Annotated in this window: 15 protein-coding genes; 5 read left to right on the top strand and 10 right to left on the bottom strand. The window is 73.2% G+C overall.

The genetic code is table 11. From position 1 onward, the window contains the following. The 6 genes from kdpC to fdxA all read right to left on the bottom strand — a co-directional run bounded on the left by kdpC (position 1) and on the right by fdxA (position 6069). The gene (gene kdpC, locus QE370_RS09790; RefSeq protein WP_396127819.1) at positions 1–582 is read right to left on the bottom strand and encodes a potassium-transporting ATPase subunit KdpC; all 582 of its coding nucleotides are present in this window, start codon (positions 580–582) and stop codon (positions 1–3) included. Next, a complete protein-coding gene (gene kdpB / locus QE370_RS09785; protein WP_309634240.1) occupies positions 579–2609 on the bottom strand; it encodes a potassium-transporting ATPase subunit KdpB in 2031 nt (676 codons plus the stop codon). The genes kdpC and kdpB overlap by 4 nt, the downstream gene beginning before the upstream one ends. Beyond that, a complete protein-coding gene (gene kdpA / locus QE370_RS09780) occupies positions 2606–4276 on the bottom strand; it encodes a potassium-transporting ATPase subunit KdpA (protein WP_309634239.1) in 1671 nt (556 codons plus the stop codon). Before kdpA ends, kdpB begins: the two co-directional genes overlap by 4 nt. A gap of 7 nt (positions 4277–4283) precedes the next feature. Further along, positions 4284–4373, bottom strand: coding sequence for a potassium-transporting ATPase subunit F (locus QE370_RS09775; protein ID WP_083516245.1), 90 nt, complete (start codon positions 4371–4373; stop codon positions 4284–4286). Between the two features lie 183 nt (positions 4374–4556). Then, positions 4557–5663 (bottom strand): succinyldiaminopimelate transaminase, encoded by a 1107-nt coding sequence (gene dapC, locus QE370_RS09770; RefSeq protein ID WP_309634238.1) that lies wholly within the window; start codon positions 5661–5663, stop codon positions 4557–4559. A gap of 82 nt (positions 5664–5745) precedes the next feature. Next, positions 5746–6069, bottom strand: a complete 324-nt coding sequence (fdxA, locus tag QE370_RS09765; RefSeq protein WP_067855044.1) for a ferredoxin — start codon at positions 6067–6069, stop codon at positions 5746–5748. A gap of 114 nt (positions 6070–6183) precedes the next feature. On the opposite strand from fdxA, the gene QE370_RS09760 reads away from it, so the two are divergent. Beyond that, positions 6184–7122 (top strand): GNAT family N-acetyltransferase, encoded by a 939-nt coding sequence (locus QE370_RS09760; protein ID WP_309634237.1) that lies wholly within the window; start codon positions 6184–6186, stop codon positions 7120–7122. Here the strand turns inward: QE370_RS09760 and QE370_RS09755 are convergent. Continuing rightward, on the bottom strand, positions 7088–7471 hold the full coding sequence (locus QE370_RS09755) for a helix-turn-helix domain-containing protein (protein ID WP_309634236.1): 384 nt from the start codon (positions 7469–7471) through the stop codon (positions 7088–7090). The two genes, QE370_RS09760 and QE370_RS09755, sit on opposite strands and share 35 nt — an antisense overlap. A gap of 99 nt (positions 7472–7570) precedes the next feature. Here QE370_RS09755 and QE370_RS09750 point away from each other — a divergent pair, with 99 nt between their 5' ends. Beyond that, positions 7571–8473, top strand: coding sequence for an alpha/beta hydrolase (locus QE370_RS09750; protein ID WP_309634235.1), 903 nt, complete (start codon positions 7571–7573; stop codon positions 8471–8473). 58 nt (positions 8474–8531) lie between these two features. Here the strand turns inward: QE370_RS09750 and QE370_RS09745 are convergent, their stop codons facing one another. Both QE370_RS09745 and QE370_RS09740 read right to left on the bottom strand, forming a co-directional pair. After that, complete coding sequence (locus QE370_RS09745; RefSeq protein WP_309634234.1) at positions 8532–11294, bottom strand: ExeM/NucH family extracellular endonuclease; 2763 nt, start codon at positions 11292–11294, stop codon at positions 8532–8534. Beyond that, on the bottom strand, positions 11294–13546 hold the full coding sequence (locus QE370_RS09740; RefSeq protein WP_309634233.1) for a 5'-nucleotidase C-terminal domain-containing protein: 2253 nt from the start codon (positions 13544–13546) through the stop codon (positions 11294–11296). The genes QE370_RS09745 and QE370_RS09740 overlap by 1 nt, the downstream gene beginning before the upstream one ends. Before the next feature lie 177 nt (positions 13547–13723). On the opposite strand from QE370_RS09740, the gene QE370_RS09735 reads away from it, so the two are divergent. Beyond that, positions 13724–14365: an ATP-binding protein gene (locus QE370_RS09735; RefSeq protein WP_309634232.1), complete on the top strand. Its 642-nt coding sequence runs from the start codon at positions 13724–13726 to the stop codon at positions 14363–14365. Here the strand turns inward: QE370_RS09735 and QE370_RS09730 are convergent. After that, positions 14362–15441, bottom strand: coding sequence for an adenosine deaminase (locus QE370_RS09730; RefSeq protein WP_309634231.1), 1080 nt, complete (start codon positions 15439–15441; stop codon positions 14362–14364). The two genes, QE370_RS09735 and QE370_RS09730, sit on opposite strands and share 4 nt — an antisense overlap. 163 nt (positions 15442–15604) lie before the next feature. Between QE370_RS09730 and QE370_RS09725 the strand changes: the two genes are divergently transcribed. Both QE370_RS09725 and QE370_RS09720 read left to right on the top strand, forming a co-directional pair. Then, entirely contained in the window at positions 15605–16615 is a 1011-nt protein-coding gene (locus QE370_RS09725) for a LacI family DNA-binding transcriptional regulator (protein WP_309634230.1), read from the top strand. Further along, a complete protein-coding gene (locus tag QE370_RS09720) occupies positions 16612–17577 on the top strand; it encodes a ribokinase (protein WP_309634229.1) in 966 nt (321 codons plus the stop codon). The genes QE370_RS09725 and QE370_RS09720 overlap by 4 nt, the downstream gene beginning before the upstream one ends.

Here is a 17577-nt window from a genome sequence, read left to right as displayed (position 1 = left end):
TCAGTCTGCACCCGACAGGCTCGCGTTCAGCTCGAGGACGTTCACCGTGGGCTCGCCGAGGAAGCCGAGCTGGCGTCCGGAGGTGGCCTCGGCCACGAGGCGACGCACGGTCTCCTCGTCGAGTCCGCGCTCCCGGGCGACCCGCGGCACCTGCAGCGCCGCGTAGGCGGGGCTGATGTCGGGGTCGAGCCCGGACCCCGACGCGGTCAGGGCGTCGGCGGGCACGGCCGACGGCGGCACGCCGTCCTCGCGCGCCACGGCGGCTCGTCGCTCGCGGATCGCCGCGAGAAGGTCGGGGTTCGAGGGCCCGAGGTTCGACGGTGCCGACGCGAGGCCGTCGTCGTCGTTGGCCGACGGGCGCGGGTGGAACCACTGCGCGCCCTCGAAGGTCTGGCCGAGGAGCCGGGAGCCGACGGCGACGCCGTCGACCCGCAGCAGGCTGCCGTCGGCCCGGTCGGGCACCGCCCGGCCCACGGCCCACACGGCGGCCGGGTAGAGGACGCCGAGCAGCACCGTGAGCACGAGCAGCACGCGGACGGCGGCGAGGGACTGGCGCAGGAGGTCGCGGATCACGACGGTCACCTGATTCCTGGGATCTGGGAGACGAGCAGGTCGATGAGCTTGATGCCGACGAACGGGACGACGACGCCGCCCGCGCCGAACACGAGCAGGTTGCGCCGCAGGACGCTCGCGGCGTCGGCGGCCCGGCTGCGCACGCCCTTGAGGGCCACCGGGATGAGCCCCACGATGACGAGCGCGTTGAAGATGACGGCCGAGAGGATCGCCGACTCCGGCGTGGCCAGCCGCATGACGTTGAGCGCGTCGAGCGACGGGTACGCCGTCACGAACATGGCCGGCACGATCGCGAAGTACTTGGCGAGGTCGTTGGCGATCGAGAACGTCGTGAGTGCGCCGCGCGTGATGAGCAGCTGCTTGCCGATGCGCACCACGTCGATGAGCTTCGTCGGGTCGGAGTCGAGGTCGACCATGTTGCCGGCCTCCTTCGCCGCCGACGTGCCCGACGCCATCGCGACGCCGACGTCGGCCGCCGCGAGCGCGGGCGCGTCGTTGGTGCCGTCGCCGGTCATGGCCACGAGGCGGCCGCCGGACTGCTCCTCGCGGATGAGCCGCATCTTGTCCTCGGGGGTCGCCTCCGCGAGCACGTCGTCGACGCCGGCCTCGGCGGCGATCGCCCGCGCCGTCAGGGCGTTGTCGCCGGTGACCATCACCGTGCGGATCCCCATGCGTCGCAGCTCGGTGAACCGCTCGACCATGCCCTCCTTGACGACGTCCTTGAGGTGGACGACGCCGAGCACGCGGGTGGCCCCGGCGCGACGCTCGGCCACGAGCAGGGGCGTGCCGCCGGACATCGAGATCTCGTACCCGGCCGCCCCGACCTCCGCGGGGAGCCCGACGCCGGTCCATGCCTCGACGGCGCTCCCGGCACCCTTGCGCAGCTCGCGTCCGTCGGGCAGGTCGACGCCCGACATGCGGGTCTGGGCGGTGAACTCGACCGGCTCGGCGCCGGCGGGCAGCGGGGCGCCCGTGCCTCTGGCACCGGTGTCGGCGACGGCGAGGTCGACGATGGAGCGACCCTCCGGCGTCAGGTCGGCCAGTGACGCGATGCGCGCGGCCTCCGTCAGCTCCGCCAGGGTGACCCCCTCGGCGGGCACGAAGCGCGACGCCCGGCGGTTGCCGTAGGTGATCGTGCCGGTCTTGTCGAGCAGCAACGTGCTGACGTCGCCGGCCGCCTCGACCGCACGGCCCGACATCGCGAGCACGTTCACCCGCACCAGACGGTCCATGCCGGCGATGCCGATGGCCGACAGCAGCGCCCCGATGGTGGTGGGGATCAGGCACACGAGCAGCGCGACCAGCACCACCGTGGGCTGGGGCGCGCCCGCGTAGTCGGCCATCGGGGAGATGGTGACGACGGCGAGCAGGAAGATGATCGTGAGGCTCACGAGCAGGATCGACAACGCGATCTCGTTGGGCGTCTTGCGACGCTCGGCGCCCTCGACCAGGGAGATCATCCGGTCGAGGAAGGTCTCGCCGGGCGCGGCCGTGATCCGCACGACGATCTCGTCGGACAGGACCCGCGTGCCACCCGTGACGGCCGACCGGTCCCCGCCGGCCTCGCGGACGACCGGCGCGGACTCCCCGGTGATGGCCGACTCGTCCACGGTCGCGACGCCCTCCACGACGTCGCCGTCGCCCGGGATCACCTCGCCGGCGCTGACCCGCACGAGGTCACCCACCGTCAGCTCCGTGCCCGCCACGACCGACTCGCTGCCGTCGGCGGCCACCCGGCGGGCGGTGACGTCGGTGCGTGCCGCGCGCAGCGAGTCGGCCTGCGCCTTGCCGCGGCCCTCGGCGACGGCCTCGGCGAGGTTGCCGAACACGACCGTGAGCCAGAGCCAGACCGCGATGGCGACCGCGAAGACGCTGGGGTCGACGACCGCCGACACCGTCGTGACGAGGGAGCCGATCCACACGACGAACATCACCGGGCTGCGCCACAGGTGGCGCGGGTCGAGCTTGCGCAGCGCCGCGGGGAGCTGCTGGACGAGCTGCTGCGACAACGGCGTGGCAGCCGAGGTGCGGGTCATCGCGAGGCTCCTGTCAGGGCCTCGGCCACGGGACCGAGGGCGAGGGTCGGGAAGAACGTGAGGGCCGAGACGAGCAGCACGACGCCGACCACGAGACCGCCGAAGAGGAGGGTCGCGGTGGGCAGGGTGCCCGCCGTCGTCGGCACCCGGCGCTGGCGGGCCAGCGAGCCGGCGAGCAGGACGACGAGCACGATCGGCACGAACCGGCCGAGCAGCATCGCCGCGGCCAGCGTCAGCTGGAAGAACGTCGACGTGACCGTGATGCCGCCGAACGCGCTGCCGTTGTTGTTCGCGGCCGACGTGAACGCGTAGACGACCTCGGAGAAGCCGTGGCCTCCCGGGTTGCCCATGGCGTCGGCCGTCGACGGCAGCGCGATGGCGGTGCCGATCCCGACGAGCACGAGGGCGGGGACGACGAGCGTGTAGAGCGCGACGTACGTCATCTCCCGCGAGCCGATCTTCTTGCCGAGCAGCTCGGGGGTCCGCCCGACCATCAGGCCGGCCACGAAGACGGCGAGGATCGCTGCGACGAGGATGCCGTAGAGGCCGGAGCCGACGCCGCCGGGCGAGACCTCGCCGAGCATCATGTGCGCCATCACGGTGCCGCCGCCGAGCGGCGACATCGAGTCGTGGGACGCGTTGACGGCCCCGGTCGACGTGCCGGTCGTCGACACGGCGAACAGCGCCGACGCCCACTCCCCGAAGCGGGTCTCCTTGCCCTCCATCGCGGCGCCGGCAGCCTGAGCGGCCTGGCCCTGGCCGCTGACCTCGGCCCACGTCGTCACGGCGAGAGCGCCGGCCCACAGCACGCCCATCGCGCCGAGCAGCACCAGGCCCTGGCGCCGCGAGCCGACCAGCGTCCCGAAGGTGCGGGTCAGGCAGACGGGCACCACCAGCAGGAGGAAGACCTGCAGCAGGTTGGTCAGCGCCGTCGGGTTCTCGAACGGGTGCGCGGAGTTCGCGTTGAAGAAGCCGCCGCCGTTCGTGCCGAGCTGCTTGACCGCCTCCTGGCTGGCGACGAGCCCGCCGGGCACGACCTGCGTGCCGCCGCCGAGGGCGCGCACCGTGACGTCGGAGAGGTTCTGCACGACGCCGCCGAGCAGGAGCAGCACCGCCGCGACCAGCGCCAGCGGGAGCAGGACGCGGACGGTGCCCCGGACGAGGTCGACCCAGAAGCTGCCGAGGGTGCTCGACTCCGCCCGCGTGAAGCCGCGGACCAGCGCGACCGCGACGGCGAGGCCGACGGCGGCCGAGACGACGTTCTGCACCGTCAGACCGAGCGCCTGGGCCGCGAAGCCGAGGGTCGACTCGCCGGCGTAGGACTGCCAGTTGGTGTTGGTGACGAAGGAGACCGCGGTGTTGAGGGCCATGTCCCAGGGCATCCCGGGCAGGCCGCGGTCCCACGGGAGCGCGGCCTGCCCGAGGAGGATCGCCAGGAGGAGGACGATGCCGACGACGGAGAACGCGACCAGGCTCAGCACGTACCCGCGGGCGCTCTGCTCGGCGTCGGGGTCGATGCCGCCGACCCGGTAGAGCGCGCGCTCGACGCGCAGGTGCCGGGTCGAGGTGAACACGCGCGCCATGTAGTCGCCGAGCGGGACGTAGACCACGGCGAGCAGGGTCAGCAGCGCCGCGATGGTCAGCAGGCCGGAGACGGTGTCGGACATGGGCGGCTCAGAACCGGTCGGGCCGCACGAGGGCCACGACGAGGTAGACCAGCAGGGCGGCGACGCCGAGCAGCTGGAGTGCGGTGACGAGGGACATGCCCCCACCCCACACCCGTCCCCGCCCCGCAAAGCTGCTCCTGACGACCCCCTGACGCGTCTTGACGCGATCTTGACGCCCAGCCGTTCTCAGCGGTTTACCACGGTCCCGTGGTAGACCTCCTCCTCCCGCGGCAAGCTTCCCGAGGGAGGACGACGTTTACCACGGGACCGTGGTAAACCGTCAGGACTCGGTGAGGCGGGCGACGGCGGCGGCGACGCGCTCGTCGGTGGCGGTGAAGGCCACGCGCACGTGCTGGGCGCCGCGCTCGCCGTAGAAGTCGCCGGGGGCGACGAGGATGCCGCGCTCCGCGAGCCAGGCGACGGTGTCGCGGCAGCCCTCCCCCCGCGTGGCCCACAGGTACAGGGAGCCCTCGGAGTGGGTGATGGTGAAGCCGGCCGACTCCAGCGCCCTGCGGAGCGCGTCGCGACGCTCGGCGTAGCGACGACGCTGCAGGACGACGTGCTCGTCGTCGGCGATCGCGGCGGCGAAGGCCTGCTGCACCGGGGTCGGCAGCATGAAGCCGAGGTGCTTGCGGACGGCCAGCAGCTCGGCGACGACCGTCGCGTCACCGGCGACGAAGCCGGCGCGGTAGCCCGCGAGGTTCGAGCGCTTCGACGTCGAGTGCACGGCGAGCAGGCCGTCGTGGCTGCCCTCGCAGACGTCGGGGTGCAGCACGGAGACCGGCTCGCGCTCCCAGCCGAAGTCGGCGTAGCACTCGTCGGAGACCAGCAGCGCGCCCCGCTCGCGGCACCAGCGGACGACCGCGCGCAGGTGCTCGGCCGACAGCACCTCGCCGTGCGGGTTCGCCGGGGAGTTCACGTACACGAGCGCCGGCACGTCGGTGAGGCCGTCCGCGACCGGGTCGCCGAGCACGACGCGGGCACCGGCGAAGCGGGCACCGACCTCGTAGGTGGGGTACGCGAGCGACGGCAGCACGACGGTGTCGGCCGGTCCGAGCGCGAGCTGCGACGGCAGGTTGGCGATGAGCTCCTTCGAGCCGACCGTCAGCAGCACCTGGTCGGTCGAGAGCCCGGTGACCCCGAGTCGACGCTCGAGCCAGTCGACGGCCGCCTGGCGCACGGCCTCGGGCGCCGCGACCGTCGGGTAGCCCGGCGCGTCCGAGGCTGCGGCGAGCGCCTCACGCGCGACCGACGGCGTGGGGTCGACCGGCGTCCCGATGGAGAGGTCGACGATGCCGTCGGGGTGCGCGTGCGCGCGTTGCTTGGCGTCGGCCAGGGTGTCCCACGGGAAGTCGGGGAAGCGGGAGGAGAGACGGGGTCGGTCCATCAGGACGCTCCTTCGCAGGTGGCCTCGGGGGTGACGCGGTGGGCAGGGCCCAGGGGTCGGGCCCCGCTGGAGGGCCCCGTCGTCACTCCTGGTTCTGCGGGGGCAGCGCGGCGATGAAGGCGTGGTCCTTGTCGATCACGCCCATCTTCGCGGCACCACCGGGCGAGCCGAGGTCGTCGAAGAAGTTCACGTTCGCGTCGTAGTACTCCTTCCACTCCGACGGGGTGTCGTCCTCGTAGAAGATGGCCTCGACCGGGCACACCGGCTCGCAGGCACCGCAGTCGACGCACTCGTCGGGGTGGATGTAGAGCATCCGCTTGCCCTCGTAGATGCAGTCGACGGGACACTCGTCCACGCACGCGCGGTCCTTGACGTCCACACACGGCTGGGCGATCACGTAGGTCACGACGGCTCCTTCGACGGCAACGCTGGTCCGCCCTGGTCGGTGGCGGACCGTCCCAGTATCCCGCCTGCTCGACGGGGCGCCGTACTGAGGTATGCCTCATGAGACGGTGGCGTCGTGGCAGACCTCCAGGAGCTCCTCGGCCGACGGGTCACCGTGCGGCACCGGCTCGCCGACGGGAGCGCGACCGACGTCGTCGGTCGCGTCGTCGCGGCCGACCCGACCGGGCTCGTCGTGCAGCGTCGCGACGGGTCCGAGACGTCCGTGGCCGCCGACCGCGTCGTCGCGCTCAAGGTGGTCCCGGACCGTCCCGCCCGCAGCCGTCGCGCCCTCGACGTCGACGTCGAGGAGCTCGTCCGGATCACCTCGCGCGGGTGGCCCGCCCCCGAGTCGGTGTCGCTCGGTGAGTGGGAGCTGCGCGCCGCCGGGGCGTTCACGGGACGCGCGAACTCCGTCGCCGTCGTGGGCGACCCGGGACGGCCCGACGCCGAGGCGTTCGCCGCGGTGCTCGACTTCTACACGTCACGGGGCCTGGAGCCGCAGGCGCAGGTGGTCGTCGACTCCGCGTGGGAGCGCCGCTTCCTCGCGGCGGGCTGGACGGCGCGCACCGACTACCTGGGCGGTGCCGTCGTGCAGGTGGCCGACCTGCACGACGCCCCGCAGCCCGATGACCGGGCCACCGTGACGGCGCGGGCGTCGGACGCCTGGCTGTCGCGCTACGGCCGGGTCGACGACGTGGAGGCCGCGCGACGGGTGCTGGAGGGACCGCGCACCGTCGGCTTCGTCGAGGTCGCCGACGACGGCGTGCCTGCGGCGGCCGTCGGACGGGTCGTGGTGACCGGCGAGTGGGCCGGCGTGGCCGCCGTCGAGACGCTCCCGGAGCACCGCCGACGCGGTCTCGCCGACGCCGTCGTGCGGACCAGCCTCGCGTGGGCGCACGAGCGCGGCGCGACCCGCGTGTACCTGCAGACCATGCCCGACAACCACGCGGCGCTCGCGCTCTACGCCCCGTACGGCTTCGTCACGCACCACCGGTACCGCTACCTGGTCCCCTGAGCGACGCGTCGACCTCGCCCATGTGGTCCTCGGCCCACTGCTTGAGTGCCCCGAGCACCGGGACCAGCGTCGAGCCCAGCGGCGTCAGCGCGTAGTGCACCGCCGGCGGGCTCACGGTCCCGTCGACCCGTCGGCTCACCAGGCCGTCGCTCCCGAGCTGGCGCAACGTCTGCGACAGCATCTTCTGCGAGACCCCCGCCATCTGCCGGCGCAGCGCCGAGAACCGGACGGAGTCCGCCTCGGCCAGGAGCAGCACGACCATCACGGTCCACTTCGACCCGACGCGGTCGAGCAGGTGCCGGGTCGGGCACCCGGCGTCGAAGAGGTCCCCCTGGCCGTCCACGGTCACCGGGAGGTGACCAGGTTCCCCCGAGGTGCCTTCTTGTCCCATCGCGAGCGGTCTCCTCACGTCATCAGGTCACCGATGGTAACCACGAAGGGCGGAGCGATGGGCAGCACCACTCACGAGACCAGCGAGGTCGAGGTCGTGCAGCTGCGCGACCTCCAGGTCGCCGTCACGACGACGGGCAGCGGCCCACCGATCCTGCTGCTCCACGGCTTCCCCCACACGAACGCCATCTGGAGGACCGTCACGCCGCTCCTCGTCGCAGCGGGCCACCAGGTGGTCGCCCCCGACCTGCGCGGCCTCGGCTCGAGCGAGGTCCTCGTCGACGGGTACGACGCCGCCACCCTCGCCGCGGACCAGGCCGCCCTGCTCGACGCGCTGGGCCTGCCGGCCGCGCACGTCGTCGGCCTCGACCTCGGAGCCGCGGTGGCCTTCGCCCTGGCGACGAGCCGTCCCGACCGCGTCTCCAGCCTCACCGTCGTCGAGGCGGTCGTGGGCGGTCTGCCCGGCGCCGAGACGTTCGTCGCCGGCGGCGGACCCTGGTGGTTCGGCTTCCACCAGGCGCCCGGTGGCCTCGCCGAGGACGTCGTCGCCGGCGCCGAGGACCGCTACGTGCGCTTCTTCCTCGGCATCGGGTCACGCACGGGCGTCCCCGACGACCTCGCCGACACGCTCGTGGCCGCGTACACGGGGCCCGGCCGGCTGCGAGCGGCCTTCGAGCACTACCGGGCGATGCCGAGCAACGCCGCGGCGAACCGGGCGTGGTCCGAGAGCGGCACCCTGACGATGCCGGTCACGGCGGTCGGCGCGTCGACCGTCCAGGACGCTCCCGCACGCCAGCTCGAACGCGTCGCGCCGGACCTCGTGGAGGTCCTGCTCCCGGACAGCGGCCACCTCGTCCCCGTCGACGCACCCGAGCAGCTGGCCGACACGATCGTCGCGACCGCCGCACGGCGAGCCGTCGGCCGCTCCCGAGGAGGACCACCGCCCGCGCGGAACGCGTGATGGCCCGAGCACGACACCGGCGGCTGCCGGACGCGCTCGGGCCATCCTCGCCCCGGGCTCAGCGGGTCCGGTAGAGCGTGACCGCAGGTCGGAGCCGGCGGTCGCCGGTGTAGGCGAGGGTCAGCACGCGCCGACCCTTGCCGACGCCGGCGAGCCGCACCGTGGCCTGGCCGTCGCGGACCGTCGCGGCACCCACGGGTCGCCAGCCGTCGAGCACGACCAGCAGGCCCCCGTCCGCCTTCACGTCGCCACCCGTGACCGTGGCGGTCAGGGTGACGCGCGGCGGGGCGGTGTACCCCGTGACGGCGATGCGCGTCGGCCCGACCTGCGGCTCCTTGGCCTTGGCGGTGAAGCCGACGACCGCGGGGTCGTGGTCGCTGGCGCGGTACGGGCTGGTGTCGTACAGGCGCGTGACGTTGTTGTCGTAGCGGCTGTACTCGCGGGCCAGCGACTCGTCGGCGTTGATGTCCCACACGTCGGCACCCGTGACCTTGGCGGCCGCGGCCGGCGAGGCGAAGACGTGGTCGAGCGAGCCGAGCAGACCGCCGAACTGGTAGGTCGTCTTGTCGGTGTACCGCGCGGGCACGTTGACGTAGCCGGCGTCCTCGAGGACCGTGACCGGATCCTCCTTGCTGTAGCTGTTGAAGTCGCCGGTCAGGAAGACGGTGTCGGTGCCGGCGGCCTGCTTCTGCTCGTCGGCGAAGGTCACCAGCGCCTGCGCCTGCTTGACGCGCGAGGCGTTCGACGCGCCCTGACCGTCACCGGTGTCGGCGTCCTCGCCGTCGCCCGAGCCCTTGGACTTGAAGTGGTTCACCACCACGACGAAGTCGTCGGCCGCCTTGCCGCCCACCGGACGGAACTCCTGGGCCAGCGGGTCGCGCGCGTTGTCGAAGGCGGGGTCGTCGTCGATGACCGACTCCCCGACCGGCTCGACCACGCCGACCTTGTGGATGAAGGCCGTGCGGATCACGTCCTCCTGCGCGGGCACGCGCGTCGGCGAGGCCACGGCCGCCCACTCCTCGCGGCCGGCCTTCTCGTTGAGGGCGGCGACGAGCGTGCGCAGCGCGGTGTCGCGGTCCAAGCCGAACGCCGCGGAGTTCTCGATCTCCTCGAGCGACACGACGTCGGCGCCGAGACCGTCGATCGCGTTCACGATCTTGGCCTGCTGACGCTGCAGGTTCGCGTCGTCGGCCGCACCGCGGGGACCGGTGCCGCTGCAGCGGTTCACGGTGACCCGGTTGCCGTTGCGGTCGGTGTAGTACGTGCACGTGCCGAGGCCGGAGCGCTCGTACGCCTCGCCCGTCAGCGTGAAGTAGTTGAGCACGTTGAACGAGGCGATCTTCACGTCGCCGCCCACGTCCTTCGGCGCCGCCTGGCGGGTGCTGCCGATCGTGATCGGCTCGTCGCCGCCCGCCGTCAGCTGCTGGGTGGGCTGCAGGCGCCACTTGCTGAACCGGTAGTCGAGGACGAGCGGGTCGCCGTCGAAGGTGACTGGAGCGCCGGTGCGGACCTCGTTGTCGGGACGCAGCCACGGCACCGGCGTGTTCTTCGCACCGGCCGTGTAGTTCACGCCCGCGCCGTCGTCGACGGTGACCAGACGACGGGCGTTCTCGGCCACCACCGCGCGGTACTCGTCGGTTCCCGGACGCGCGACGTCGGTGGGCTGCGGCAGACCGGTGTCGCCGGAGGCGAGGCCGATCTCGCCGAACGTGTTCGTCCCGAAGTTGTCGGTCAGGGTGAACCGGCCCTGCGGTGCGACGAGCATGCCCTCGAGCGCCTCGCGCTGGGCGTCGTCCATCGGGAACGTGACCTCGGTGGGCTTCACCGCCTGCGCGGCCGTGTCGAGGCGGGTCCAGCCGCCGGCTGCCACGTCGAGCTGGGTGAGGCCGAAGCTCTCCTCGACCGTGCCCGTGACCTTCAGGTGGTCGCCGACGCGCACGTCGCCCGCGAGGGCGGCGGAGTGCACGAACACGCCGTCGGAGGCGGTGCGCGCGGAGGCGTCGCCGCCGGTTCCCTCGGTCTGCAGGTAGACGCCGTCGAAGCCGCCGGTCGGGTAGGCGGCCGTGACGACGCCCGTCGTGGTGACGGAGCGTCCCACGAGCGGGCTGGCGGTGCCCGTGCCCTGGATCTCGGCGATCGTGGCGGCTGCGGGCGGCTCGACGGGCGTGCCCGCCCCGTCGCAGGCGGTGCCGCAGGCCTGCGGCGTGGGCGTGCCACCGCGCAGGTCGGCGGCGTTGTCGTCGGTGTCGCGGCTCGCACTGCGTTGCAGCGACGACGTCACCGAGTAGCCGCTCGCCGCCGGGCCGGTGCCCTCGTAGGTGGCCGAGGCGCCGTAGCCGACGAGGTCGACGAGCGCGTCGGAGGCGAGCACCGTCGCCCGGTCGCCCGAGAGCGCGGTGGTGGACCGCACGAGTGCGAGCGTGCCGCCGTTGGCGTTGCCCGAGAACGCGATCGACGACGTCACGTCGGGAGTCGGCAGCGCCTGGCCGTTGGCCGCGTTGCTGTTCCCCGAGACCAGCAGCGTGCCACCGGGCTCGACGTGGTGGTCGCCGAGCGGCACGACCCCCGTGAACGCGGCGGTCGAGGAGTACGAGCGGTACTGCACGGACCAGCCGGACACGTCGATCGGACGGTCCGTCGGGTTCTGGATCTCGACGAACTTGTTCAGGTAGGTCGCGCCACTGCTCCCGCCGTTCAGGTACGCCTCGCCGATGACGAGGTCGTCACCGTCGGGCGCGGCCTGCGAGGGAGCCGCGGCGAGCAGGCCCGCGACGAGCGCGGCGCCGGCCGCGAGTGCGGCCGTGCTGCGTCGGGCGCGCATCAGCGACCCCGCTTCGCGAGCACGGTCACGGTGGTGTCGCGCTGCGCCGGCTTGTAGGTCGCGTCGCCGCTGTAGGCCGTGGTGAGCACCTGGCGGCCGACCGCGAGGCGACGGGTGTCGAGCAGCAGCACCGCAGCACCGCGCGACAGCCGCGCCGAGCCGAGCCGGGTCTCGCCCGCCGTGACGCTGACCGTGCCGGTGGGTCGACCCTCGGCACCCCTGACCCGGGCGACGAGCAGGGAGAACGAGCCCTGCTTCACGAACGGCACGGTGACGACGTCGAGTCTCGCGTCGACCAGCGCCTTCGCGATCGTGAACGAGGGCAGCACGGCCGTGGTGCCGCTCGGGCTGGCCTTCACCTCGAGGTGGGCCGTGCCCGTCACGCCCTTCGGCAGGGTCTGCGTGAGACGCGCGACGCCACCGCTGACAGGCACCTCGCCGAGGTCGCGACGCGTGCCACCGGACACGAGCGTCACGGCGACGGAGGTGTTGGCCGGGCTGCCGAGCGACGTCAGGTCGAGCTTCGGCAGCGTGACCGCCAGCGCGTCGCCCTCGGTGTAGTCCTGCTGCAGGCCCTCGACCTGCACCGCGTGCCGCGCGAAGTCGGGCGCGACGGGGCTCTCGGCCTTGAGGTGGTCGATCCAGACCTCGTAGTCGAGCAGGCCGGTGTCGACCGACGTGCCCTCCGCGAAGGCCCGGAAGTTGTCGCCGCCGGACGCGAGGAACGACGGCACGGCGACCTTGTAGGTGGCGGCCGGGTCGACGGCCTTGCCGTCCACGCGCAGCGACGTGATCCGGTCGCCCTCGGCGCGGGTCGGGTCGAACGTGTACGCGACGTTGCTCGAGGTGCCGAGCTGCAGGTAGGGGCGCGACGGCACGGCACCGGCCGCGTCGCGCTGCCACTGCTGCTCGAAGACCTTCTTCAGCTGGGCGCCCGTGAGGCTCACCGAGCTGAGGTTGTTGGTGAAGGGCAGCACGGCGTTGGCCTCGGCGAAGGTGACGACGCCGTCGGCGTTCGTGCCGCCGGTGCCCTTGAAGAGCAGCTCGTTGCGCAGGCCACCGGGGTTGACGACCGCGAGGTCGGCACCGGCGGGCGTGTCCTCGACGCCGGCCAGCTGGGCGTCGGCGACGAGGTTGCCGAGCGTCGACTCGCTCGCCCGGTCGTCGCGGTTGCCGCCCGCGTAGGCGGTGGTGATGTCGGCGCTGACCTGCGCCACCGGCTGCTCGCCGACCTGCTTGGCCTTGGCCAGCGCGGCGTCGACGATGGTCTTGACCTGGGCGACGCGCGGGAAGCGGCTCACGAGCGTCGCGTCGTCGGTGGTGGTGCGCTTGACGTTGGTGGCGGTGCTCGTGACGGCACCGGTGTCACCGTCGACCGTCAGGTCGATGCTGCCGATGGCCTCGCCGTAGCTGCCGGTCTGCAGCACCGGTCGGGTCCTGCCAGCCTCGCCGGGGACGGGCGCCTGCCAGGCGTACTGCTTGTGGGTGTGGCCCGTGAAGATCGCGTCGACCTGCGGGTCGGTCTTGGTGACGATGTCGGCGAAGGCGCCGCCGGCGGCCACCTCCTGCTCGAGCGTGGCGCCGTCGGGCGTGCCCGCACCAGCGCCCTCGTGGTAGGCGGCGACGACGACGTCGGGCGGCGTGGGCGACGCCTCGAGCTCGTCGACCGTGCGGTTGACCGCCTCGACCGGGTCCGTGAACTCCAGGTCGGCGATGCCCGCGGGCGAGACCAGCGACGGCGTCTCCTCGGTGACGGCGCCGACGACGGCGACGTCGAGGCCGCCGACCTCGAAGGTCTCGTACGCCGGGAGCGCCGGCTCGCCGGTCGCCTTGGACACGACGTTGGCACCGAGGTAGGTGAAGTCGGCCCGGTCGCTCACGCGCCCGGCGAGGTCGGCGAAGCCGCGGTCGAGCTCGTGGTTGCCGATCGTCGAGACGCGCAGGCCCAGGGCGTTCAGCACGTCGATGGTCGGCTCGTCCTGCTGCACCGAGGAGGCGAACAGCGAGGCGCCGATGTTGTCGCCCGCCGAGAGGAACAGGGTGTTGGCCTCCCCCGCCTCGGCCCGCAGCTGCTCGATCGTGCCGGCCACCTTGACGGTGTTCGCGTCGATGCGGCCGTGGAAGTCGTTGACGTCGAGCAGCCTGATGGTGACGTCGTCCGCAGCCTGGGCGGGGGTCGCGGCGAGGACGCCGGCCCCGAGGGCCAGGACGAGGGAAAGTGCGAGCGCGGCTCGGCGCAGACGTGTCTTCACGTGGGAGCGGTCCTTCGGGTCGTCGAGTCGGCCCCCCGGTGGCGCGACGACGCCCGGACCGCTCTGGATCGACCTCGATTCCACCCCGGTCCGGTGCGCGTCGTCAACGCTCCGCGCGTGACGAATGGGTGAAGTCCGGGAACCTGGAAGAGCGTGCATCTCGTAGGGTGGCACGCCGTGGGAGTCGTCATCGTGGCCGGACCGTCGGGCGTCGGGAAGTCCCACCTGGCCCAGGTCCTGGGGTGGTCGGTGCTGCGCCTCGACGACTTCTACCGCGACGGCGACGACCCCGACCTGCCTCGTTCGAGCCTGGGCATCCCCGACTGGGACGACGCCGGCTCCTGGGACGCGGTGGCCGCGGTCGGGTCGATCGCGGAGCTCTGCGCCGCCGGCGAGGCCGACGTGCCGGTGTACGACATCGCCGCGAGCCGTCGGACCGGCACGCAGCACCTGGAGGTCGGCGACCGGTTCATCGCCGAGGGCCTGTTCGCGCCGGTCGTCGTGGCCGCGTGCCGCGACGCCGGACTGCTGGACGCGGCGATCTGCCTGCGCCGGCACCGGTTCGTCACGTTCGGGCTGCGCCTCGCGCGCGACCTGCGGGAGGGGCGCAAGAGCCCGTGGGTGCTGGTGCGGCGCGGCTGGCGGCTGAAGAACGACGACGACCGGGTCGTCGCCGCGGCGGTGGCCGCCGGCTGCACCCCGATGACCCCGCGCCAGGCGCGGCGGGTGCTGCGTCGCTCGTCCACCCCACGTTTCGGAACGTCATCACCCCTTTTCTCGCGAAGAAAGGGCGATGACGCTCCGAAACGTGGGGACTAGAGCGCTGCGTAGCGCGGCTTGATGACGTCGTCGATCAGCGCGAGGCGCTCGTCGAACGGCAGGAAGGCGCTCTTCATGGCGTTGACCGTGAACCAGCGCAGGTCGTCGGCGCCGTAGTCGAAGGCGTCGACGAGCAGCTGCATCTCCCGGCTCATCGACGTGCCGCTCATCAGCCGGTTGTCGCAGTTGATGGTCACGCGGAACCCGAGCTCCTTGAGCAGGCCGATCGGGTGGTCCGCGATGGAGCGCATGCCGGGGACCGCCGAGGTCTGGAGGTTCGAGGAGGGGCACATCTCCAGGGGGATGCGCCGGTCCCGCACGTAGGCGGCGAGCAGGCCCAGTCGGGGCCCGCCCTCGGCCGCGAGGTCGATGTCGTCGATGATCCGGACGCCGTGGCCCAGCCGGTCGGCGCCGCAGCGCTGGATGGCCTGCCAGATGGACGGCAGGCCGAATGCCTCGCCTGCGTGGATGGTGAAGTGCGCGTTCTCGCGGCGCAGGTACTCGAACGCCTCGAGGTGCAGGATCGGCGGGAAGCCGTCCTCGGCACCCGCGATGTCGAAGCCGCAGACGCCCCGGTCCCGGTACTCGACGACGAGCTCGGCGATCTCCAGACCGTGCTGCGCGTGCCGCATCGCCGTGAGCAGCTGGCCGACGACGATCGGCGTGCCCTCGGCGGCCGCCTCGGCGCGCCCCTCGTCGATGCCCGCCTGCACGGCCTCGACCGTCTCGGCGAGGGGCAGGCCGCCCTGCAGGTGCTGCTCGGGCGCCCAGCGCAGCTCCGCGTAGACGACACCGTCGGCGGCGAGGTCGAGCACCGACTCGCGGGCCACGCGGGCGAGGTCCTGCGGACGCTGCATGACCGCGACCGTGTGCTCGAAGGTCTCCAGGTAGCGCGGCAGCGAGCCGGAGCTGGCGGCGTCGGCGAACCACATCCCGAGCCGGTCCGGCGGGGCGGGCAGCGGGTGCCCGACCTCCTGCGCGATCTCGGCGACGGTCGACGGGCGGACGCCGCCGTCGAGGTGCTCGTGGAGCGCCACCTTCGGGGCGCGGCGGATCTGGTCGGCGGTCAGGCTCACGCGCACATCGTGGCACGCCACCGGGAGCGCCCGGCGGCGGCGGGCACACGATGTCGCTTGACAGCCGCCCCACCTGTGACTACGGTCACTGTCATCGATAACAGTGTTATCGATAACACTTCACTCGACAAGGCCGCCGACGGCGGCACGAAGGGCAGCAGGCATGGCGAACATCCAGGACGTGGCGAGGGCGGCCGGCGTGTCCACGGCGTCCGTGACGCGCTACCTCGCCGGCCAGCGCATCCGCAGCGAGGAGGCCGTCCGCCGCGCCATCGAGGAGCTCGGCTACCGGCCCAGCCTCGTCGCCCGCAGCCTGAAGTCGGGACGCCACCAGTCGATCGGCGTGATCGTCCCCGACATCTCCAACCCGTTCTTCGCCGCCCTCGTGAAGGGCATCGAGCGCGAGGTCCGCCCGCACGGCCTGCAGGTGATCCTGGGCAACAGCGACGAGGACGCCGAGCGGGAGGAGGCCCTCGTCCGCGAGCTGGCCCAGCGCACCGACGGGCTCATCATGGCGCCGCTGTCGGAGAACGACGAGATCCCCGACCTGCTGGCGCAGGCCGGCCACCCGCTCGTGTTCGTCGACCGCGAGACCTCCTCGGGCCCCGACGTCGACCGCGTCCTCGTCGACAACACCGCGGGCATCCAGCAGGCCGTCGACCACCTGGTCGGGCTCGGGCACACCCGGATCGCGACCATCAGCGGTCGCGTCGACTCCACCCCCGGCCGCATGCGCCACGAGGCGTTCCTCGCCGCCATGGCGGGCCACGGCATCGACGTCGACGAGGCGCTCGTGCGGCGCGGCGACTTCCGCGAGGACAGCGGCCGGCTGCACATGGCCGACCTCTGGCGGCTGCCGCAGCGGCCCACGGCCGTCGTCGTCGCGAACAACCTCATGACGGCCGGCGCCCTCGTGACGCTCGGTGCGCTCGGCGTGCGGGTGCCGGACGACCTGTCCGTCGTCGGCTTCGACGACCTGCCGCTCGCCACCCTGCTCGACCCACCGCTCACGGTCGTGTCGCGTCCCGACGTCGAGGAGGGCGCCGCGGCGGCCCGCCTGCTCGTCGAGCGCCTGCACGCCGACGAGCACGCCCCCACCGCCCACGTCACCCTCCCGGTCGAGCTGGTCGTCCGCGGGTCGACGGGGCCCGTCCCGAAAGGCAGCCCCGCATGACCACCCCCTCCGGCGTCCTGGTGATCGGCAGCATCACCGCCGACGTCACGACCTTCTCCCAGCGTCTGCCCCGTCCGGGCGAGACGATCCTGGGCGACGACCTTACCCTCGTCCTCGGCGGCAAGGGCGCGAACCAGGCCGTCGCGGCCGCGCTCGCGGGTGTGGACACCCAGATGGTCGGCTGCGTCGGCACCGACGCCTTCGCCGAGCTCACGCGCGGCGGGCTCGCCGCCTCCGGCGTCGACGTGACGTCCGTGCGCACGGTCGACGGCCCCACCGGCGTGGCCCACATCCGCGTGGACGCCTCGGGCGAGAACGACATCGTCATGGTCCCGCTCGCCAACGACCATCTCGGGCTTGCCGACGTCGACGCCGGCGTGGCCGGCGCGGTGGGCCGTGCGTCCGTGCTGCTCACGCAGCTCGAGACCCCCGTGGACGTCATGGTCCGGGCCACCCGCGCGGCCCGTGCCGCCGGCATGGTCGCGATCCTCGACCCGGCACCCGCCGCTCCCCTCGACGACGCCGTGTGGGCCGAGCTCGACGTCGTCACCCCCAACGAGACCGAGGCCACGACGCTCACCGGCATCCCCGTGGTCGACGTCGCCTCCGCCGAGCAGGCCGGGCGCTGGTTCGTCGAGCGCGGCGTCGCGCACGCCGTCGTCACCCTCGCCGCCAAGGGCGTGGTGGTCGTCGACGCCGACGGCCCCCGACACTTCGCGGCCCCCGCCGTCGAGGCCGTCGACACGACGGCCGCGGGCGACGCGTTCGCCGGCTACCTCGGGGCGGGCCTCGCGTCAGGGCTCACCCTCGACGCCGCCCTCCCCCGGGCCATGGCCGCCGGCGCGCTGGCCGTCACCCGACGGGGCGCGTCGCCGAGCCTGCCCGCGGGCACGGACGTCGACGCCTTCCTCGCCGTCCGCGCTGCCGGAACCTCCACCCCCACCGCCACCACCGGGAGCTGA

The sequence above is a fragment of the Aeromicrobium sp. SORGH_AS_0981 genome (assembly GCF_031453195.1).
Classification (GTDB): Bacteria; Actinomycetota; Actinomycetes; order Propionibacteriales; family Nocardioidaceae; genus Aeromicrobium.
Note: the sequence above shows the minus strand (reverse complement) of the source record. Positions and strands in the feature narration are given on the sequence as shown.

Bases quoted from the DNA above. Each gene is read 5' to 3' on its own strand.
- dapC (WP_309634238.1), bottom strand. From the start codon at position 5,663: ATGGACCGACCCCGTCTCTCCTCCCGCTTCCCCGACTTCCCGTGGGAC.
- QE370_RS09745 (WP_309634234.1), bottom strand. From the start codon at position 11,294: ATGCGCGCCCGACGCAGCACGGCCGCACTCGCGGCCGGCGCCGCGCTC.
- QE370_RS09750 (WP_309634235.1), top strand. From the start codon at position 7,571: ATGGGCAGCACCACTCACGAGACCAGCGAGGTCGAGGTCGTGCAGCTG.
- QE370_RS09775 (WP_083516245.1), bottom strand. From the start codon at position 4,373: ATGTCCCTCGTCACCGCACTCCAGCTGCTCGGCGTCGCCGCCCTGCTG.
- kdpB (WP_309634240.1), bottom strand. From the start codon at position 2,609: ATGACCCGCACCTCGGCTGCCACGCCGTTGTCGCAGCAGCTCGTCCAG.
- kdpA (WP_309634239.1), bottom strand. From the start codon at position 4,276: ATGTCCGACACCGTCTCCGGCCTGCTGACCATCGCGGCGCTGCTGACC.
- QE370_RS09720 (WP_309634229.1), top strand. From the start codon at position 16,612: ATGACCACCCCCTCCGGCGTCCTGGTGATCGGCAGCATCACCGCCGAC.
- QE370_RS09725 (WP_309634230.1), top strand. From the start codon at position 15,605: ATGGCGAACATCCAGGACGTGGCGAGGGCGGCCGGCGTGTCCACGGCG.